We start from the raw sequence: 19,232 nt of genomic DNA, 5'->3' as shown, positions 1-19,232 counted from the left end.
TCCGTTTGATAAGGGCCGGGCCTAGTGCGAGGCCCAGTCGTCGCGACCGAATATCTTGGTCGTCAGCTTTTCGAGCAGGTACGTCAGGTCTCCCTGACGGGCGTGCGCGGCCACCTTGGAGGCGCGGCAGGACAGCTCGAACAGGCGTCCCAGCCCGGGCTCGGTGCGCCGGATGCGGGAAACGATCTGCTCGCGCTCTTCCAGCAGCACGTCCTGCATCAGCGCGGTCTTGGTTTCGTCGTGGGCGGTGTAGACGCCCAATGCGTCCGGGACGATCAGATTCTTGCCCTCGCGCAGCAGGCGGCTCCACAGTTCCAGGTCCATGCAATAGCGCATGCTTTCCTGCAGCAGTCCGTACTTGCGCAGCAGGTCGCGGCGGAAGATGGCGGACTGGTTCGGGATGGAGGCTTTCACCACTGTCAACGTGCCGCGGTTCACGGGGGTGTAGTGGATCTTGCGGAAGATGCGGTTGTCGGCGTCCGCCACGAAGAGGTTGCCGCTGACGATCGGCGCGCGACCCCGCGCCGCCGCCGCGCCCAGCTTGCGCAGCGCGCCGGGAAAGTACAGGTCGTCGGAGTTCTGCCAGCCCACGTAATCGCCGGTGGCGCGCTCGAAGCCCTTGTTGATGGCGTGCGACTGCCCACGGTCCGGGGTGCTTTCCCAGTACGTCAGATAACGCTCGTACTTCTTGATGATGTCCACGCTGCCGTCGGTGGACCCGCCATCGATGATGATGTATTCCAGCCGGGGATAGCCCTGGTTCAGCACGGAAAGAATGGTGCGCTCCAGGAACTTGGCCTGGTTGAACGAGGGGGTCACGATCGTCACTTTGGGCATCAGGCCGCTGGCGATGGGCGCTGGCGGGCGGAGCTCGCGGACGAAGTCGATGAGCTGGCGTGAATACTCGTTATGGCGCTTGCGCATGTAGGACCTCAGCATGTTGGTTAACGGGTGGCCGCAGGCATGGCGCCCGGAAATTCGGGGCGGGATTGACGGATGGCGAGAGCCACGCCGGCCAGCGTGATCGCCGCGTAGGCCATGCGGCCCCAGGCTGCGGCGTGTTCCCCCGCCACGTGTACAAGCCCCGCCATGACGCACAGCATTGCCAGGCCGCCCAGTCCGTTAAGGATCGCGACGGCGCGGGAATTGCCAAGCCCCAGGAGGGAAAAGTGTGCCGCGGCGTTCAAGGACAAGAGGCCCGACGCCACGATCAGAAGCTGGAAGGTGCCCAGATGGCCGCTGGCCACGTTGTCGCCCAGCAGCACGTTCAAGAGCGGCTGGCTGACCGCAAGGACGGCCAGCGTGGCGCCCGCGGAAAGGACCAGGTTCCACAACATCATCCGGCGGATCTCGCGTTCGACGGCGCCGGCATACGGCGGCGATACCGACAGCCGGGTGACGCGCGGCATCGCCTTCTGGAAGATGGCGACGGACGCCGTGTGGATGATCTGGCCCACCTGGACGCCTACGGTGTAGATCGCCAGCGCCGCCGGCCCCATCAGGCTGCCGACCAAGACGCGGTCCACCGATCCGAACGCCAGCGCGCTCAGGCTGTTCAGCCAGGACCAGCGGGAAAAGCGGAAGGCGTCCATCATGGCGCCGCGGTCGCGGACCGGTCGCACCACGATGCGGCCGTAGGCGCGGGAAAAGACACCCATCTTCACGCTGCCGGCCAGCAAGAGGCCCAGCGCCTGGGCAAGGCCTGTCCAGGTGGGAGACGCGGTCGCCCACGCGGCCGCGCAGGCCATGGCCATCGTGCCGGTGCGGCTGAAGACTTCGCACAACGCCGTGGCGCGGAAGTCTTCGCGCCCCTTCAGGCAGCCCGAGAACAGCTGGTCGTATTGCTGGGTCAGGTAGATGGCAAGCGCCGGCATGGCCAGCATCGTCACCGCGACACCGCCGAACGTGGCGTCCGGCCACCCCAGGCCAACTGTGCCCCACAGCAGCACGGCCGCCAGCGTCACGACGGCCAGCGCACAGCCGATCAGCGACATGCTGACCCCGGCGGCGCGGTAGGCGCCGCCGGGCTGGTGCATGCTCTCGGAAACCAGCTTGGTGGCGGTGACGGCAGCGCCCAGGTTGGCGGCGTTGCCGAACCCGGCCAGCGCGATGATCATCGAATACTGGCCGAAGCCCACCGTGCCCAACTGGCGAAAGAGGATGGGCAACGCCACCAGCGCCGCGACGGGACCGATGCCGTATTCCACCAGCCCCCAGAATGAGGCATTGCCGGCGATGTGTTTCCTGACGAATCCAAGCATCGGTAACCCTGTCTGTCATGCTGGCGCGGCCGTCAGGCCACCGGCAGCGCCTGCTGCGTGCGTTCACGCAGGAAATGTCCGTAGGCCAGCGTGATGCCGTGCGTCAGCGAGATTTCCGGCTTCCACCCCAGCGCCTGGACGCGGGACGAATCCATCAGCTTGCGCGGCGTGCCGTCGGGCTTGGTCGTGTCGTAGACGATCTTGCCGTCGTAGCCCACCACGCGCGCCACCAGCTGCGCCAGATCCGCGATGGAGATGTCCTGCCCGGCGCCGATGTTGTAGATGCCCTCGGCGTCCGGATGCTCCATCAGCATCACGCTGGCCTGCGCCAGGTCGTCCACGTACAGGAACTCCCGCAGCGGCGCGCCGGTGCCCCAGATGGTGACGCTTTCCTGGCCGGCTTCGCGGCCTTCATGGAATTTGCGGATCAGCGCGGGAAGCACGTGGCTGCTGTGCAGGTCGTAGTTGTCGTGCTGGCCATACAGGTTGGTGGGCATCGCGCAGATGAAGCGCGCGCCAAACTGCCGCTGGTAGGCCTCGCACAGCTTGAGGCCCGCAATCTTGGCGATGGCATAGGCCTCGTTGGTGGATTCCAGCGGACCAGTCAGCAGCGCATCTTCCCGGATGGGTTGCGGCGCTTCCCGGGGATAGATGCACGACGAACCCAGGAACAGCAGCTTGCGCACGCCGGCCGCGTAAGCGGCGCGGATTACGTTGCACTGGATCATCAGGTTCTTGTACAGGAAGTCCACCGGATGATTCTGGTTGGCCAGGATGCCGCCCACCTTCGCGGCGGCCAGGTACACCACGTCGACGGGCGTCGTCGAGAAGAAGCGATGCACCTGGTTTTGGTTTTCCAGGTCCAGCTCTTCCCGGCTGCGCGTCAGCACGTTGTTGTAGCCGCGGCGATGCAGTTCGCGGGTGATCGCCGCGCCCACCATGCCGCGGTGGCCGGCGACGAACACGCTTTGGTCCAGGTTCGTCATGGCAGGCTACTCCTTGTAGGCGTAGATTTCGTAGCCGTTCTGTTCGACCAGCGCATCGCGCCGGGCATCCTTCAGATCGCTCTCGATCATCTCCTTGACCAGCTGCGCGAACGTGGTGCGAGGCGACCAGCCCAGCTTTTCGCGCGCCTTGGTGGGATCGCCCAGCAGGGTTTCCACTTCGGTCGGGCGGAAGTAGCGCGGGTCGACGCGCACGATGACCTGGCCGGGCTTGACGTCATGGACGGGCGAGAACAGCACGGTTGCAGTCTCTTCCAGGCCTTCGCCTTCCCATGCCAGCAGGATGCCCAGCTCGCGCGCGGCGGTGTTGATGAATTCACGCACGCTGTACTGCATGCCCGTCGCGATGACGTAGTCCTCCGGGGTGTCCTGCTGCAGCATGAGCCACTGCATTTCGACGTAATCCCGGGCGTGGCCCCAGTCGCGCAGGGCGGACAGGTTGCCCAGGTACAGGCATTCCTGCAGGCCCAGCACGATGCGAGCCAGGCCGCGCGTGATCTTGCGCGTGACGAAGGTTTCGCCGCGCTTGGGCGATTCGTGGTTGAACAGGATGCCGTTGCACGCGTACATGCCATAGGCTTCGCGGTAGTTCACGCTGATCCAGTAGGCGTACAGCTTGGCGGCGGCGTAGGGGCTGCGCGGGTAGAAGGGGGTCGTTTCCTTCTGGGGCGTTTCCTGCACCAGACCGTACAGCTCGGAGGTGGACGCCTGGTAGAAGCGCGACTTGTTCTCCAGCTTCAGGATGCGGATGGCTTCCAGGAGGCGCAGCGTGCCCAGCCCGTCGGCGTTGGCGGTGTATTCCGGTTCCTCGAACGACACCCCGACGTGGCTTTGTGCGGCCAGGTTGTAGATCTCGTCAGGCTGCACCGACTGGACGATGCGGATCAGGCTGCACGAATCGGTCATGTCGCCGTGGTGCAGGACGAAATTGCGGGGCTGGTCATGGGGATCCTGGTAAAGATGATCGATCCGCGCGGTGTTGAACAGCGAAGCGCGCCGCTTGATGCCGTGGACCTCGTAGCCCTTGGCCAGCAGAAGCTCCGCCAGATAGGCCCCGTCTTGGCCAGTAACGCCGGTAATCAGTGCCCGTTTTGGCATGGTTGTGTCCTTAAGACTTAGTGACTGCACGAAAGGAGCCGATGGCTGCGGTACCAATGTGCAAGGAGATTACTGTTGCACCAGCCGCTGAGATATCGGCCAAAAGGTCTAAGAGTTCAGCCTCCCGGTAGGGAAAAAGGGACTGGATTGATTCATCCACCAGTCCCAAGGCCGTAACCGCCAGCATGGCCACCAGCGCAGGGCGCCGGTTGACCGATATGTAGATCAGCCCGGTCAGGAAGGCGTAGGCGGCCAGATGCAGGCGCTTGTCGCCAAAGGCATCCGACATGTCCGCCGCCAGCCCGGGCAGGTTGCCCACCGTGATGAGCACAACAAAAAACGCTGCCGCCACCGGCAGGCAGATCCTTGCCATGCCGGGGCGCCAGAAGGGTTCACGGGCGCCAGCCCCATCGCCGCCGGGCCGCCCCAAGGCGAAGGACGCCCCCTTGGGGGGCAGCAAGCGCGCGGAGCGCGTGCCGCGTGGGGGCGTCTCACACTCGGCCATAGATGTCCTGGAAACGGACGATGTCGTCCTCGCCGAGGTAGGCGCCTGACTGCACCTCGATGATCTCCAGCGGGATCTTCCCCGGGTTCTCCAGGCTGTGGATCTCGCCCAGCGGGATGTAGGTCGACTGGTTCTCGGTCAGCAGGTACTGCTTGTCGCCGTTGTAGATCCGCGCCGTGCCGGACACCACGATCCAGTGCTCGGCCCGGTGGTGATGCATCTGGGAAGACAGGCGCGCCCCGGGTTTGACCGTTATGCGCTTGACTTGATAGCGCGGGCCCTGGCCGACCGAGTCGTAGGAGCCCCACGGCCGCTGGACTTCGCGGTGGTGGTTCAGTTCGGACCGGTGCTGCGACTTGAACACTTCCACCAGACGCTTGACGTCCTGCGAGCGGGACTTGTGGGCCACCAGCACGGCGTCGGCGGTCTCGATGACCACGATGTCGTCCAGGCCTACCGAGGCGACCAGGCGGCTGGTCGAATGGATGAGGCAGTTGCGCGAGTCCTCGACCATGACGTCGCCGGTCGTGGAATTGCCTTCCTGCGTCTTCTGGGCGATGCCCCAGACGGCGTCCCACGCGCCGACGTCGCTCCACGATGCAGCCAGCGGGATGACCACGGCGCTGTCCGTGCGCTCCATGATGGCGTAGTCCATCGAGTCGCTCGGGCAAGCCTCGAAGGTCGGGCCGTCCAGGTGGAAGAGGCCTTTTTCGCCATGGCCGGTGGCCACGGCCGCCTGCGCCTGCTCCAGGATCTTGGGCGCCAGCCTGGCCATCTCGGACAGGAAAACCGACGCCTGGAATGCGAACATGCCGCTGTTCCAGTAATAGCCGCCGTCGTCGATGAAGCGCTGCGCGACTTCCGGAGACGGTTTTTCGACGAAGCGGCGCACGCGGCGGGCGGGCGCCATGGCGCCGGGCTCGTCGGCCTGGATGTAGCCGTATCCGCTGAGGGGGGCCGTAGGCTTGATGCCGAACGTCACCAGCGCGCCTTGGCGGGCCGCCTCGTACGCCTGGGCGAACGCCGCGCTGAGCACCTCGCCGTCTTCCAGCACGTGGTCCGACGGCATGATGAGCATGATGGGATCCTCGCCGTCCTGCATGGCGCGCAGTGTGGCGGCGGCGATGGCGGGTGCCGTATTGCGCGCAAACGGTTCCAGGATGACTTCGACGTCCTTGATGCCCAGCTCCTGCGCCTGCTCCGCGGCAATGTAGCGGTGGGCCTCGTTGCACACGAGCATGGGCCGCGCCTGCGCGCCCGCCGAACCCAGCCGCAGCAGCGTGTTCTGCAGCAGGCTGCGGTCATCGGTCAAACGGATGAACTGCTTCGGCAGCAGTTCGCGCGACAGCGGCCACAGGCGCGAGCCTGAACCGCCGCAAAGAATCACTGCCCGGTACGGGGGAGGGGGGTTGGTCATGGCTCTCACTCCTTGAAGTAGGCCTGGGTGTACGGATGCACGCCGGGATCGGCGGCGATCTCTTCCCCCGCAAGCCAGCGGTAGCCGCTGTGCTGGGTCAGGGGAAGGCTTGCGGTATCCAGGGAAAGCTCGGCCTCGTAGGCGAGGACGACGTAGTGGGTGGAGCGGCCGGCTTCACCCGCGAAATTGGTGCCATAGAAGTGCTCGTACACGCCGCGCGGCTTCCACTGCAGGTCGGGCAGGGACAGGCCCAGTTCGTCGTGGACGATGCGCCGCAGCGCGTCACGCAAGGACTCGTTCTTGCGGATACGGCCACCCGGCACGAACCACGCGCCCTGGGCCGGCGGATTCGCGCGCAGCCCGGTCAGGTAGTTGCCGGCGCCGTCGCGCAGCAGCAGGTCGATGGACACCAGCGGCAGCATCTCCACCGCCTGGCGGAAGTCCGATCGGGCAAGCACGCCGCCGCGCGGAGCGGGCGCTTCGCGCACAGGCCATCCCAACGGTTTAGTAGACATTGCGGCCCGTCCATCCCGACACCGCCGTGCGGGCGATGATCAGCAGGTCCATCCTGAACGTCCAGTGCTGGATGTAGTAGATGTCGTGCTCGACACGGTCGCTCATCTTGCGCAGCGTGTCCGTCTGCCCGCGATAGCCGTTGACCTGCGCCCAGCCCGTAATGCCGGGCTTGACGCGGTGGCGCATCATGTAGCGCTGCACCAGGTCCTTGTACATCTCGTTGTGCTCCAGGGCGTGCGGGCGCGGGCCCACCACCGACATGTCGCCCATCAGCACATTCAGGAATTGAGGTAGCTCGTCCAGGCTGGTGCGGCGCAGGAAGCCGCCGATGCGGGTGACGCGGTTGTCGTTGCGCGTGGCCTGCGTCACGACGCCTTGCTCCTGGTGCACGGTCATCGTGCGGAACTTGTAGACGTGGAACACCTTGCCATCCACGCCCAGCCTCGGTTGCGTGAAAAAGACAGGACCGCGAGACGTCAGCTTGACCAGCGCCGCCACGGTCAGCATGACGGGCGACAGGCCGATCAGCGCGCACAGCGCGAAGCTGCGGTCGAAGGCCTCTTTGGCCCAGCCGCGCACGCCGGCGGCGGGCAGGCTGTTCAGCTGGATGGCGGGCAGGCCCAGGAATTCGCCGATGCGGTGTCCCAGCAGCTGGATGGACATCACATCGGGGATCCAGCGGATGTCCACCAAGTCGTTGCGCAGGTGATAGAGCACCTCGCGCAGTTCCTGGCCCGCCTCCATCGGCAGCACGATCCAGATCTCGCGCACATGGTTCTCGCGCACGAATTCATGCAGGTTGTCCAGGTCATGCAGGCGGCGGACTTGCGGAGGCAGGATCTCGTGCGGCTCGGCGTAGATGCCGGAAATCTCATAGCCCGCTTCGCGGTACTTCTCCACCCGGCGCCACATGTCGTGGCCCAGGGCGCCAAAGCCCACCAGCAGGACGTGCTTCTTGTTCAGGCCGCGATCGCGCGCGGCGCCCAGCACCGCATAGACCGCGATGCGTACGCCAGCAAGGGCGAGCGCCGTCATGCCAAACCAGGTAGCCGCCCATAAGCGGGATACCGCGCCAGTCTGGTGCATGAGAAAACTGACAAATATGCCCAACGCGAAAACCGTGGCCCATGCCGCCAGGCTGCGGACCACCAGGTCGGTAAGGAGGCGGCCGCGCCAGGACACGTACAGCCGGAAGGCCGGGAAGATCGCGATCGTGCCCAGACCGCACAGATAGATCAGAAACAGATGAATCTGCGGAGGATCCGTCAGTGCTTCATCCGAGAATTTCAAGCCGGTGGCAGTCAGGCCGCAGGTGATGACGATCGCGGCGTCGAGCAAGCGATAGATATAGCTTGCCCCGCTGAATCTTGCCGACGTGTCCGTTTGGGACGGGTCCATCGCGCACTCCTGTTTCGGTGGGAGCGCCCTGCGGCAAGCAATGACTGTGCAGTGCCGCAAAGCATGTGGCTACCGACAAAATCTTATTGAGAGCGCGGTTTACCCGAAACCTCCAAACGATGTAGGAGAAGGCTTAAGGCATCCGTCGAATGTGCGGGCCTAGGAAAAGAGTGTGGAATGTCGCAACCCGTTACGCATCGGGCTCCTTTCCAAGCAACGAAGTCATTCATAGTGGATTTGCCATGACGACATTTTTCGGAACGTTGAGCCGAGCCATAGCAGCTATCGCGCTCGTGTCCTCGCTGAGCGCTTGCGCCCTGTCTCCCGGTATGACCTTCAACGCCAACCAGCTCGCGGATCCGCTGGACCCGAATAGCAAGGCGGTCATCAAAGAAATCACACCTTCCCTCGTTCTTGAAGAACAGCAAGCGCGCCAGGCGCTGCTGGACAACGAGGGCATCGGTCACCTGATCGGCAAGCCCGGGCCCTACATAATCGGGCCGGGGGACATCCTTTCCATCGTCGTGTGGGATCACCCCGAGCTCGTGCTTCCGACGCAAACCTACGCCATTGGGTCTGGGGCAACTGAACTAGCTATCGGGGATACCGCCTCGGGCATTCCGGGCTATACGGTCTCATCCACTGGATATATCCAATTTCCCTATACAGGACTGCTTAAAGTGGCGGGGTTGACGGAACTTCAGGCCCGCAATCTCATAGTCAATAGTTCAGGCAAGTACATACAGGACCCGCAGATCACCGTTCGCGTTCTGGGATTTCGCAGCAAGCGCATCTTTGTCGATGGCGAGGTGACGACGCCGGGCACGGTTGCGATAAACGACGTCCCCATGACCCTGTTGGAAGGGATCAACAGGGCCGGCGGCATTCTACCGACGGGCGACCGCAGTGCGGTCTATGTGATCCGCGATGGACGGCGTACTCGCGTGAACCTTCCCGCGCTGATCGAGCGCGGCCAGGACTTGAACCAAGTGATGCTCAAGGCAGGGGACATCGTGAGAGTCACGCCGCGCGAGGACAGCAAGGTGTTCGTGATGGGTGAAGTGTTCATCCCGGGTTCTTCCGTCATGCGAGATGGGCGCATGTCGCTGACCGAGGCATTGGGTTTGGCTGGTGGGCCCAACCAGATCACCGCCGATACCTCGCAGATTTTCGTCGTGCGCGCCACGGAGGAGGCAAAGCCTTTGGTGTATCACCTGAACGCCGCATCGCCACAAGCGCTCGCGGTGGGCGCCAAGTTTGAATTGCAACCCAAGGATGTCGTGTTCGTGGATTCGGCTGGCCTGGTGCGGTGGAACCGCTTCATCAGCAACCTCTTCCCGAGCGCGCAGACCGTTCAGACCGTCAGGTCCATCGATTAGTTCGCCTGAAAACCCCGCCTTTGGGGGCGCCGCGACCGAGGCGGCGCCCTCTCCTGGAGAGCTGCATGTCGTTGCCCATCGAATCGTTCGAGCCGTCCGTTCCGGCCCGTCAGCAGGAAACCCCCTTGTCGTCACACGTGGACGCCATTTTCTCCAACCGCTGGATGATCATCGCGATCACCATGATCGCGTTCATTGGCGCGTTGGCTTACGTGATGGTGACGCCGTCGGTCTATTCGGCCGACATCATTGTCCAGGTCGAGGAAGAAGTACCTAACGGACAGTCTCGCAGCCTTCTCGGGGATGTCTCGTCCATGTTCGACACGAAGGCGGAGACGTCGGGCGAAATGGAAGTGCTGCGCTCGCGCATGGTCGTCGGTCCGGCCGTCGACAAGTTCCTGCTGTACATCCACGCCAAGCCGCGTTATTTCCCGGTGGTGGGCGAGTGGCTGGCGCAGCGCTATGAAAGCCTGCCGTATCCGTCGAGCCTGCCGCGCGGGGGCTATGCCTGGGGCGGCGAGTCCATTGCGATATCGCAGCTGGACGTGCCGAACGAGTGGCTGGGAAAGCCGTTCCGGCTTACGACGCTGGGTGAAGGCCGCTACACGCTCAGCGACAAGCTGACGGGCGCCACCTTCACCGGAACGGTCGGCAAACCCGAGCGCTTCCTGCTGCCTGGCGGCGGCGCCATGGACGTGCACGTCGACGCGCTGTCGGGCCGGCCGGGCACGGAATTCACCGTGTCGCGCAGCTCGCGCCTGGCGGCCATCGAGAACGTGCAGTCGCACATGGGCATCTTCGAACGCGGCCGCGCGTCCGGCGTGATCGGGGTCACGCTGGAAGGCAACGATCCCGCGCTGACGACCGCGGTGCTGAACCAGATCGGCCAGGAATACGTGCAGCAGAACGTAAACCGGAAGTCGGCGCAGGCCGAGAAGTCGCTGGTCTTCCTGGAGCAGCAGCTTCCGCAGTTGAAGGCCGAACTGGACGCCGCGGAAACCAAGTACAACGCGCTGCGCAACAAGCGCGGCACGATTGACCTCAGCGAAGAAGCCAAGCTGATTCTTGCGCAGTCTGTCGACGCGCAGACCCGTGTGATGGAACTGCGCCAGAAGCGCCAGGAGCTGATCACGCGCTTTGCGCCGACGCACCCGAGCATCGTGGGTATCGATCGCCAGATCGCTTCCCTGACCGGCGACGTGAATCGGCTGGGCAACAACATCAAGCAGCTGCCTGACCTGGAGCAGGACGTGGTGCGCCTGGTGCGCGACGTGCGCGTCAACACCGAGCTCTACACCGCGCTGCTCAACAACACCCAGCAGCTCAAGCTGATCCGCGCGGGCAAGGTCGGCAACGTGCGCATCCTGGACGCCGCCGTGCAGCCCGACAAGCCGGTCCGTCCCAAGGGCGCGATCATCATCGGCGTGGCCACGGCGGTCGGCCTGATCTTCGCCATCCTGTGCGCGTTCGTGCGCAACGCCCTGTTCGGCGGCCTGTCGGAACCCGAGGACGTCGAGCGCCATACCGGCCTGCCGGTGCTGGCCGCCATTCCGTACAGCGACATGCAGGACAAGTTGTGGCGCCGCAGCCGGCGCAAGAACGCCACCGTGCCGGCGTTGCTTGCGCAAAGCCAGGGCAACTCTCCACCCATTGAAAGTTTGCGGTCGTTCCGCAATGTGCTGCAGGCGTCGCTGCGCCAGTCCGCCAACAACATGGTCATGTTCACCGGCCCGGTGGCGGGCGTGGGCAAGTCCTTCCTGTCCGCGAACTTTGCCTTCATCCAGGGCGGCGTCGGAAAGCGCGTGCTGCTGATCGACGCCGACTTCCGCAAAGGGCAGCTCAACCGCTACTTCGGCGTGCCGAAGGAAGACGGCCTGTTCGAAGTGCTGTCGGGCACCATCCCGCTGACGCGCGTCAGGAAGCACAGCGTGTCCGAGGGCGTCGATTTCATCGCCACGGGTGCGGTCACCTTCGATCCTTCCGAGCTGCTGGCGTCGCCGGTGTTCGGCGAAACCCTGCGCGAACTCGCCACGCAGTACGACATGGTGATCCTGGACACGGCGCCCGTGCTGTCGTCGCCGGACGCCGCGGTGGTGGGCACGCACGCGGCCGCGGTCATGGTGGTGGTGCGTTCCGGCATGAACACCGTGGGTGAGATCCGCGAGACGGCCAAGCGCCTGATCCAGGCGGGCGCCCCGGTCGATGGCGTGCTCTTCAATGGTCTCAAGCTCCTTCCGGAACGCTTCGGCTTCCGGTCCAAGTACGGCGGTTATCGATACTCCCGTGCGGCGTACTACGGCGATTTCAAACAGAACGGCCCCAAGTGAACGCCACCCGGAGAGAATGGCATGCACGGAACTTTTGGCTGGGACACGCCGCAAATTCTGGATGCGGTTTTCAAGGCTTATGACATAAGGGGCACGGTACCGGACGAGTTGGACGCAAGATTCGCGCACAGCCTGGGCATGGCGGTGGGGACCAAGGCCCATGCCCAGGGCGCGCGGTCGATCGTGGTGGGGCGGGACGGCAGGCTGAGCAGCGTCGAACTGGCCGCGGCGCTGCAGGCCGGATTGCGCTCGGCCGGCATGCACGTGATCGACATCGGCATGGCCACCACGCCGATGGTGTATTTCACGGCCCGGCTCATGGACACGGGCACCGGCATCGCGGTGACGGGCAGCCACAATCCGCCCGCGTACAACGGCTTCAAGATCGTGCTGGAGGGCGGCGCGCTGCATGGCGAAGGCCTCACGGCGCTGCGCGACGCCATGCGCCTGCCCATCGAATCCGCGCCCACGGCCGGCGGCCGCACGCAAATGCAGATCATGCCGTGCTACGCGGCGCGCCTGGTAGGCGACATCCGCATGGCCCGGCCCATGAAGATCGCCATCGATTGCGGCAGCGGCGTGGCCGGTGCGGTGGCGCCGGCGATATTCCGCGCCCTGGGCTGCGAGGTGACCGAGCTGTTTTGTGAGGTCGACGGCTCTTTCCCGGGGCATCACCCCGATCCATCCGACCCGCACAACCTGCAGGACCTGATCTATTGCCTGCGCTACTCGGATTGCGAGGTCGGGCTGGCCTTCGACGGCGACGGCGACCGGCTGGGGGTGGTCACGAAATCGGGACAGATCATCTGGCCGGACCGCCAGCTCATCCTGTTCGCCCGCGACGTGCTGGCGCGCAACCCGGGCGGCGAGGTCATCTATGACGTCAAGTGCAGCCGCCACGTGGCCCGCGCCATCACCGAAGCGGGGGGCACGCCCACCATGTGGAAGACCGGACATTCCCTGATAAAGGCCAAGATGCGCGAGTCGGGAGCGCTACTTGCTGGGGAGATGAGCGGCCACATTTTCTTCAAGGAGCGCTGGTACGGCTTTGACGACGGCATCTACGCCGCCGCCCGCCTGCTGGAAATCCTGTCGTCGGCGCCGGATCCGTCGGCTTTGCTGGAAAGCCTGCCTCAGTCCTGCGCCACCCCCGAATTAAAGCTGGAGACCGCCGAAGGCGAAAACGTCGAACTGGTGAACGCGCTGCGCGAGCACGGGGAGTTCCCCGGCGCAGTGTCGATCAACGATCTCGACGGGATACGGGTGGACTACGCAGACGGCTTTGGCCTGGCGCGTCCATCCAATACCACGCCCTCGGTGGTACTCCGGTTCGAAGGAGACAACGTAGCCGCGCTGGCTCGTATCGAGGAGGACTTCCGCAAGGCGTTCAAACGCGTTGCACCTCACATTCGTTTACCGTTCTAAGGAGCATCACGCGATGGGAAAGGCTCAACAAGCGATTGAGGCATTAAGGGCAGATTCCGGGCTTGCGGAAAGCCCGGAGTGGGTGGCTTTCGCGCAGTCTGCGCAAAGCGCCGACCTGGACGCCAGCGCGCTCAAGGTGATCGAAGCGGCAGGGCTGTGCGTGGACCTGACCATGCAGCGCCAGTCGTCGGCGTTGGACACCGCGGCGCAGACGCTGCTGCAGGCGCGCGGTCTGGACGAAGCGCGGCGCGCGCTGTTTGCCGGGGAACCGGTCAATTGGACAGAGAATCGGGCCGCATGGCATACCGCGCTGCGCGCGGGACGCACACGCGAACAGCCCGAAGGGCAGGACGCAGATTCCGTTTGCGAGTATTCGCGCATGACCGACTTCGTGCGGCGCGTGGACCAGACGGCCGATTTCTCCACCGTCCTGCATATCGGCATCGGCGGCAGCGACTGGGGGCCTCGCCTGGCGGTTCAGGCCTTTGGCGGCCCGCTCCAGCGCCGCCAGATCCGGTTCATTTCCAATATCTGCGGGCACGCCTTCCATGACGCCGTGTCCGGCCTGGATCCGCGCCGTACGCTGGTGGTCATTTCCTCCAAATCCTTCACCACGTCCGAAACCCTGCACAACGCTCGCGCCGCCATCGCCTGGCTCAAGCAGGGCGGCGTGGCCGACGTTTCCGATCACCTGGCCGCCGTGACCGCCAACGCCCCGGCCGCGCGCGCGCTGGGCGTGCCGTCCAGCCAGGTGTTCAAGATGTGCGACTGGGTGGGCGGCCGCTATTCCGTCTGGTCCGTCGCCGGGCTGTCGATTGCGCTGACCGTGGGCGCAGACGTGCTGATCGGCATGCGGGCCGGCGCCGAGGCCATGGACCAGCATTTCCAGCAGGCTCCGTTCGCGTCCAACGCGCCGGTGCAGCTGGCGCTGGCCGGCCTGGTCAACTGCAGCGTGCTGGGCTACAACTCGCTGAACGTCGCGGCCTACAGCGGCCGTCTGCTGCATCTGGTCACCTACCTGCAGCAGCTCGAGATGGAATCGCTGGGCAAGCGTGTGGCGGGCGATGGCGTGGCGGTCGGCGTGCCGACGGCGCCCATCATCTGGGGCATGCCGGGCACCGACGGCCAGCACACCTTCTTCCAGTGGCTGCATCAAAGCGAAGAGGGCGCGCCGGTGGACTTCATCGCCAGCCTGCAGGGGCATGCGGACAGCCCCGACGCGCATCGGATGCTGCTGGCCAACTGCCTGGCGCAGCGGCAGGCGCTGCTGCGCGGCAAGAGCCTGGAGCAGGCGCTGCTGGACGTGGCGCATATCGACGACCAGGAACGCGCGTTGAGCCTGGCGCAGCACATGGTGCATCCGGGCGGACGGCCGTCCACCATGATCGTCATGCGCCAGCTCGATCCGCGCGCGCTCGGCGCCTTGCTGGCCCTGTACGAACACAAGGTGTTCGTGCAAAGCGTGGTCTGGGGCATCAACCCGTTCGACCAATACGGCGTGGAGCTGGGCAAGCGGCTGGCCGCCGGCATCGAGCGCGAGCTCGCTGTGCCGGTATCGGCGGGCGTGGTCGACTGGGGGCACGATGCTTCCACGTCGTACTGGATCGACCGCTACCGCAGCCATGCGCAGGCCCCGCGGCCCCGCCACGCGTGGGTGCCGGGCATGGCCTCCCATCTTTGACGGAGGACGGACATGCCACACGCGCACGTGCTGGTGACGGGGGGCGCAGGCTACATCGGCACGCACACCCTGGTGGCGATGCTGGCCGCCGGCCTGCGGCCGCTGGTGCTGGATAACTTCAGCAACGGCAGCCGCGAGGCCGTGCGCCGCGTCGAGCAGCTTTGCGACGCGCCTATCGCGTTGATCGAAGGCGACATCCGCACGCCGGGGCTCGTGGCCTCGGTGCTGGCCGACGCAGCGGCCCGCGGCACGCCGGTGCAATCGGTGCTGCACCTGGCCGGCTGCAAGGCGGTAGGCGAATCCGTGGCCGATCCGCTGAAGTACTACGACAACAACGTCCAGGGATCGCTCGTGCTGTTGCGCGCCATGCGCGAGGCAGGCGTTTCGCGGCTGGTGTTTAGCTCGTCCGCCACCGTCTATGGCGAGCCGCAATACCTGCCGTTCACGGAAGCCCATCCGCTGGCGCCCACCAACCCCTATGGCCGCACGAAGCTGATGATCGAGGAAATGCTGCGCGACGTCTGCACGGCGGATCCTGCCTTCAGCGCCGTCACGCTGCGGTACTTCAATCCCATCGGCGCGCACCCCAGCGGGCAGATCGGCGAGAGTCCGCGTGACCTGCCCAACAACCTCTTTCCCTTCATCACGCAGGTGGCGGTGGGGCGCCAGCCCTTCCTGCGGGTGTTTGGCGACGACTATGACACGCTGGATGGCACCGGCGTGCGGGACTACCTGCATGTCATGGACCTGGCGCGCGGCCACGTGCAGGCGCTGACGTATTCAGAGACCCATCCCGGCTTTGTCGCCGTCAACCTGGGCACCGGGCAGGGCACCAGCGTGCTGGAACTGGTGCATGCATTCGAACGGGTCAACGGCTGCAAGATTCCGCTGCGCACGCTGCCCCGGCGGGCGGGCGACGTGGAGCGCATGTGGGCAGATCCGGCGTTGGCGGCATCCCTGCTGGGCTGGCGCAGCACGCAGAACGTCGAGTCCATGTGCGCGGACGGATGGCGCTGGCAGCAAGGCAATCCGCAGGGGTACGAGGCGGAGCCCGCGGCTGCATAACCCCGACGCCATATCGGATGACTTCCAGAGCAGGAGCCGGAGCGGTTACAGTTGACGGAAATATTGCGAAGCAGCATTGCCTCGGCGGTCCGGCCGGGGCTGCGCACCGTCAGCGAGGCACTTCCATGTCTGTCATTCACACCCCTGCCGACATCACCGGCTTTTTGACGGGGCCGCGGCAATGAGCGGCCCCATCCACATTCCCACCGCCCACTGGAACCTGGACAGCATCGTGTCCGGCCTGCGCGACGCGCGTGTCGCCTGGCGGGGCCCGCGCGGCCGCCTGCGCGATGACGCTGGCCTGCGCGAGTTTCCCTCGCAGGAAAGCCTGCGCCAGATCATCAAAAATCTCTGTGGCGCCTTGTTCCCGATGCGGCTGGGACCCATCGACCTGCGTGAAGAGGTCGAGGACTTCTATGTCGGCCACACCATCGGCGCCGCGCTGGATGCGCTGCTGCACCAGGTTGGCCTGGAACTTCAGTACGTGAACCGGCACGACCCGGCTTTGCTGGCGGATACGCAACAGCGCGCGATCGAGATCGTGCGCCAGTTCGGCGCCGAGCTGCCGGGAGTGCGCGCCGCGCTGGATCTGGACGTGATGGCCGCCTACCAGGGCGATCCCGCCGCGCACAGCGTCGACGAAGTCCTGCTGTGCTATCCCGGCGTGGCCGCGATGATCCATCACCGGCTGGCCAACGTCCTGTACCGGCTGAACGTGCCGATGCTGGCGCGCATCGTGGCGGAAATCGCCCACGCCGACACCGGCATCGACATCCACCCGGGCGCCACCATCGGCCGCAGCTTCTTCATCGACCACGGAACCGGCGTGGTGATCGGCGAGACCGCCATCATCGGCGACCGCGTGCGGCTCTATCAGATGGTCACGCTGGGCGCCAAGCGCTTCCCGCCTGGCGAAAACGGCGAACTCAAGAAAGGCCTGGCGCGCCATCCCCTGATCGAGGACGATGTGGTGATCTACGCAGGCGCGACGATCCTGGGCCGCGTGACCATCGGCAAGGGTTCGACCATCGGCGGCAACGTCTGGCTCACGCGCAGCGTGCCGCCGGGCAGCAACGTGACGCAGGCCAGCCTGGTCAGCGACATGCCCGACTGCGGCCTGGGCGGCTGACCACCGCGCGGGTCGGGACGAAGGAAATCGGATGGATACAGCTGTCTCGGAGCTCGCCGCCTTGCGCGGCTTCATCGACCGCCACCCGCGGCTGTTCGTGCTGACGGGGGCGGGTGTCAGCACCGATTCCGGCATCCCCGACTACCGCGACACCGAAGGCGAATGGAAACGTCAACCGCCCATGACGCTGCAGACCTTCATGGGCGCCGAGCTGGCCCGGGCGCGCTATTGGGCGCGCAGCATGGTGGGCTGGCGCCGCTTCGGCCACGTGCAGCCCAATGCCTCGCATCTGGCGCTGGCCCGGCTGGAAGCGCGTGGCCACGTGGCCATCCTGGTGACGCAAAACGTGGACGGGCTGCACGAAGCGGCCGGCAGCCGGGACGTCGTGGACCTGCACGGACGGCTGGACCGCGTGCGCTGCATGAACTGCGACTGGCGCGGGGACCGGCACGACTGGCAGGAGGCGCTGCATCAGCTCAATCCCGACTGGGCGCAAATAGAAGCCTCGGTCGCGCCCGATGGCGACGCCGACCTGGACGGGGTGGATTTTTCGCGGTTTGCCGTTCCTCCGTGTCCGCGCTGTGGCGGCATCATCAAGCCGGACGTGGTGTTCTTTGGCGAAACCGTGCCGCGAGACCGCGTGGATCGCGCCAATGCGGCTCTTGAAAGCGCCGATGCCGTGCTCGTGGTGGGATCGTCGCTGATGGTGTATTCAGGCTACCGTTTCGTCACCGCGGCATCGCGCAGCGGAACTCCCATCGCCGCCATAAATCTGGGACGGACCCGCGGCGACAGCCTGTTGACCCTGAAAGTGGAACTGCCCTGCGCCGTGGCGCTTGAAGCCTTGTAACAGGCCGGCGGGCCGGCCGATTTTTGACCGGTCTAAGCAAGTGCCCGCCCGGCAAGGTTTTTTTGGCGCTGTTACAGACCTTTCCATAGGGTTGTCCACAGGAACTGGGGATAACTCCTAGGGATAACCCCATATTTTTGGGGTCCGCTGGCGCCCGCCTGTCAAGTCTCAACGCTCTCCGTTGCGTCCCCCAACAACACTTTGCGCGCGGCGTGCCAGCTTCCCGCGTCGGGGGCGTAGAGCAGTCCGCCAGTACGGTGGGTGGGCTTGTACGGAGAGCCGTCGAAGTGCGCCGCATAGCCGCCGGCTTCCCGGTGCAGCAGCCAGCCGGCAGCGTGGTCCCAGGCGGTGAGCTGGTTGTACAGCGCGACATGGCAGTGCCCGGCGGCAAGCATCCGGTATTCATGAGCGGCGCAGCGCAAAGACGCCGTGCTGCCCAAACGCGACAGGTTGCCGTTGACGGCGGACCGCAGCGGTTCGGGCAGGGCGCCGGTGGCTATCAACCCGTCCATGTCTTCGGGCGGAGCGGGGGGCGCGACGACCAGGGGCGCGCGGCGGCCGTTTTCATATTCCAGCCAGGCGCCTTCGCCGCGCACGGCCAGCGCGCTGTCGCGGCTGACCGGATCGTAGATCACGCCGGCAATCACGTCGCCCTTGTGGCAGGCGGCGATCATCATGCCGAACAGCGGCAAACCCGCGACGTAGTTGCGCGTGCCGTCGATGGGGTCGATGAGAAACGCCAGGTCGGCGTCGACCAGCATGTTCAAGAGGGCGGGATTGCGGGAAGAGGCCTCTTCGCCGATAAGCACGGCGCCGGGATGCAGCTTGGCGAGGCGCGATGCGATCAGGCGTTCGGCGGCTTCATCGGCGTCCGTGACGAGATCGCGCGGCGACGTCTTGCCCCGCACCGCCCCTTCGGGCAGGTTGCGAAAGCGCGGCATGACCTCGGTCTGCGCGGTTTCCGCCAGGATGGCCGCCAGCTTGCGGGTGTCCTCAAGGGTAAAGGTTCTGCTCATACTGACTCGTCCAGGGAACGCGCAAATCTATCATGCCTGGGCGGCATTTGATCGCGATTTTCAAGTCACTGGTTTAAAAGGACTTTTCCCGGTAGTGCAGGACTTATCTGCGGGGTTGTCCACAGTTGTTGGGGATAAGCGGGGCGCAACCCGCCTATCCC

Annotated in this window: 16 protein-coding genes; 7 read left to right on the top strand and 9 right to left on the bottom strand. The window is 65.4% G+C overall.

Annotation, left to right across the window (positions count from 1 at the left end; all coding sequences use genetic code 11):
• Nucleotides 1-21 precede the first annotated feature (21 nt).
• The 8 genes from RT614_RS13710 to RT614_RS13675 all read right to left on the bottom strand — a co-directional run bounded on the left by RT614_RS13710 (nt 22) and on the right by RT614_RS13675 (nt 8,199).
• Nucleotides 22-924 carry a glycosyltransferase family 2 protein gene (locus RT614_RS13710; protein ID WP_313622657.1) on the bottom strand — a complete coding sequence of 301 codons (903 nt, stop codon included), beginning with the start codon at nt 922-924 and terminating at the stop codon, nt 22-24.
• 20 nt (nt 925-944) lie between these two features.
• Nucleotides 945-2,261 (bottom strand): lipopolysaccharide biosynthesis protein, encoded by a 1,317-nt coding sequence (locus RT614_RS13705; RefSeq protein WP_313622656.1) that lies wholly within the window; start codon nt 2,259-2,261, stop codon nt 945-947.
• Between the two features lie 32 nt (nt 2,262-2,293).
• Nucleotides 2,294-3,247, bottom strand: a complete 954-nt coding sequence (locus tag RT614_RS13700) for a GDP-L-fucose synthase (RefSeq protein ID WP_313622655.1) — start codon at nt 3,245-3,247, stop codon at nt 2,294-2,296.
• Between the two features lie 6 nt (nt 3,248-3,253).
• A complete protein-coding gene (gene gmd / locus RT614_RS13695; protein WP_313622654.1) occupies nt 3,254-4,363 on the bottom strand; it encodes a GDP-mannose 4,6-dehydratase in 1,110 nt (369 codons plus the stop codon).
• Between the two features lie 10 nt (nt 4,364-4,373).
• Complete coding sequence (locus RT614_RS13690) at nt 4,374-4,736, bottom strand: VanZ family protein (RefSeq protein WP_313622653.1); 363 nt, start codon at nt 4,734-4,736, stop codon at nt 4,374-4,376.
• Nucleotides 4,737-4,854: 118 nt separating this feature from the next.
• Nucleotides 4,855-6,285 (bottom strand): mannose-1-phosphate guanylyltransferase/mannose-6-phosphate isomerase, encoded by a 1,431-nt coding sequence (locus RT614_RS13685; protein ID WP_313622652.1) that lies wholly within the window; start codon nt 6,283-6,285, stop codon nt 4,855-4,857.
• A gap of 5 nt (nt 6,286-6,290) precedes the next feature.
• Nucleotides 6,291-6,800: an NUDIX domain-containing protein gene (locus RT614_RS13680; RefSeq protein WP_313622651.1), complete on the bottom strand. Its 510-nt coding sequence runs from the start codon at nt 6,798-6,800 to the stop codon at nt 6,291-6,293.
• Entirely contained in the window at nt 6,790-8,199 is a 1,410-nt protein-coding gene (locus tag RT614_RS13675) for an undecaprenyl-phosphate glucose phosphotransferase (RefSeq protein ID WP_313622650.1), read from the bottom strand. Before RT614_RS13675 ends, RT614_RS13680 begins: the two co-directional genes overlap by 11 nt.
• 242 nt (nt 8,200-8,441) lie before the next feature.
• On the opposite strand from RT614_RS13675, the gene RT614_RS13670 reads away from it, so the two are divergent.
• The 7 genes from RT614_RS13670 to RT614_RS13640 all read left to right on the top strand — a co-directional run bounded on the left by RT614_RS13670 (nt 8,442) and on the right by RT614_RS13640 (nt 18,055).
• Nucleotides 8,442-9,578: a polysaccharide biosynthesis/export family protein gene (locus tag RT614_RS13670; RefSeq protein WP_313622649.1), complete on the top strand. Its 1,137-nt coding sequence runs from the start codon at nt 8,442-8,444 to the stop codon at nt 9,576-9,578.
• Between the two features lie 65 nt (nt 9,579-9,643).
• Complete coding sequence (locus tag RT614_RS13665) at nt 9,644-11,905, top strand: GNVR domain-containing protein (protein WP_313622648.1); 2,262 nt, start codon at nt 9,644-9,646, stop codon at nt 11,903-11,905.
• Nucleotides 11,906-11,926: 21 nt separating this feature from the next.
• Entirely contained in the window at nt 11,927-13,330 is a 1,404-nt protein-coding gene (locus RT614_RS13660; RefSeq protein WP_313622647.1) for a phosphomannomutase/phosphoglucomutase, read from the top strand.
• Nucleotides 13,331-13,343: 13 nt separating this feature from the next.
• Nucleotides 13,344-15,011 carry a glucose-6-phosphate isomerase gene (gene pgi / locus RT614_RS13655; protein WP_313622646.1) on the top strand — a complete coding sequence of 556 codons (1,668 nt, stop codon included), beginning with the start codon at nt 13,344-13,346 and terminating at the stop codon, nt 15,009-15,011.
• A 12-nt stretch (nt 15,012-15,023) separates the two neighbouring features.
• A complete protein-coding gene (gene galE / locus RT614_RS13650) occupies nt 15,024-16,076 on the top strand; it encodes a UDP-glucose 4-epimerase GalE (protein ID WP_313622645.1) in 1,053 nt (350 codons plus the stop codon).
• A gap of 181 nt (nt 16,077-16,257) precedes the next feature.
• The gene (gene epsC, locus RT614_RS13645) at nt 16,258-17,205 is read left to right on the top strand and encodes a serine O-acetyltransferase EpsC (RefSeq protein ID WP_313622644.1); all 948 of its coding nucleotides are present in this window, start codon (nt 16,258-16,260) and stop codon (nt 17,203-17,205) included.
• Between the two features lie 31 nt (nt 17,206-17,236).
• Nucleotides 17,237-18,055, top strand: a complete 819-nt coding sequence (locus RT614_RS13640; protein WP_313622643.1) for an NAD-dependent protein deacetylase — start codon at nt 17,237-17,239, stop codon at nt 18,053-18,055.
• A gap of 161 nt (nt 18,056-18,216) precedes the next feature.
• On the opposite strand, the gene RT614_RS13635 is transcribed toward RT614_RS13640, so the two are convergent.
• Entirely contained in the window at nt 18,217-19,071 is an 855-nt protein-coding gene (locus RT614_RS13635; RefSeq protein WP_313622642.1) for an inositol monophosphatase family protein, read from the bottom strand.
• Nucleotides 19,072-19,232: the final 161 nt, after the last annotated feature.

The sequence above is a fragment of the Achromobacter sp. genome, assembly GCF_032102605.1.
Classification (GTDB): domain Bacteria; phylum Pseudomonadota; class Gammaproteobacteria; order Burkholderiales; family Burkholderiaceae_B; genus Achromobacter.
The sequence above is the reverse complement of the archived record's forward strand: the minus strand, read 5'-3'. Positions and strand labels throughout refer to the sequence as shown.

Bases quoted from the DNA above. Each gene is read 5' to 3' on its own strand.
- RT614_RS13710 (WP_313622657.1), bottom strand. From the start codon at position 924: ATGCGCAAGCGCCATAACGAGTATTCACGCCAGCTCATCGACTTCGTC.
- RT614_RS13705 (WP_313622656.1), bottom strand. From the start codon at position 2,261: ATGCTTGGATTCGTCAGGAAACACATCGCCGGCAATGCCTCATTCTGG.
- RT614_RS13700 (WP_313622655.1), bottom strand. From the start codon at position 3,247: ATGACGAACCTGGACCAAAGCGTGTTCGTCGCCGGCCACCGCGGCATG.
- gmd (WP_313622654.1), bottom strand. From the start codon at position 4,363: ATGCCAAAACGGGCACTGATTACCGGCGTTACTGGCCAAGACGGGGCC.
- RT614_RS13690 (WP_313622653.1), bottom strand. From the start codon at position 4,736: ATGGCAAGGATCTGCCTGCCGGTGGCGGCAGCGTTTTTTGTTGTGCTC.
- RT614_RS13685 (WP_313622652.1), bottom strand. From the start codon at position 6,285: ATGACCAACCCCCCTCCCCCGTACCGGGCAGTGATTCTTTGCGGCGGT.
- RT614_RS13680 (WP_313622651.1), bottom strand. From the start codon at position 6,800: ATGTCTACTAAACCGTTGGGATGGCCTGTGCGCGAAGCGCCCGCTCCG.
- RT614_RS13675 (WP_313622650.1), bottom strand. From the start codon at position 8,199: ATGGACCCGTCCCAAACGGACACGTCGGCAAGATTCAGCGGGGCAAGC.
- RT614_RS13670 (WP_313622649.1), top strand. From the start codon at position 8,442: ATGACGACATTTTTCGGAACGTTGAGCCGAGCCATAGCAGCTATCGCG.
- RT614_RS13665 (WP_313622648.1), top strand. From the start codon at position 9,644: ATGTCGTTGCCCATCGAATCGTTCGAGCCGTCCGTTCCGGCCCGTCAG.
- RT614_RS13660 (WP_313622647.1), top strand. From the start codon at position 11,927: ATGCACGGAACTTTTGGCTGGGACACGCCGCAAATTCTGGATGCGGTT.
- pgi (WP_313622646.1), top strand. From the start codon at position 13,344: ATGGGAAAGGCTCAACAAGCGATTGAGGCATTAAGGGCAGATTCCGGG.
- galE (WP_313622645.1), top strand. From the start codon at position 15,024: ATGCCACACGCGCACGTGCTGGTGACGGGGGGCGCAGGCTACATCGGC.
- epsC (WP_313622644.1), top strand. From the start codon at position 16,258: ATGAGCGGCCCCATCCACATTCCCACCGCCCACTGGAACCTGGACAGC.
- RT614_RS13640 (WP_313622643.1), top strand. From the start codon at position 17,237: ATGGATACAGCTGTCTCGGAGCTCGCCGCCTTGCGCGGCTTCATCGAC.
- RT614_RS13635 (WP_313622642.1), bottom strand. From the start codon at position 19,071: ATGAGCAGAACCTTTACCCTTGAGGACACCCGCAAGCTGGCGGCCATC.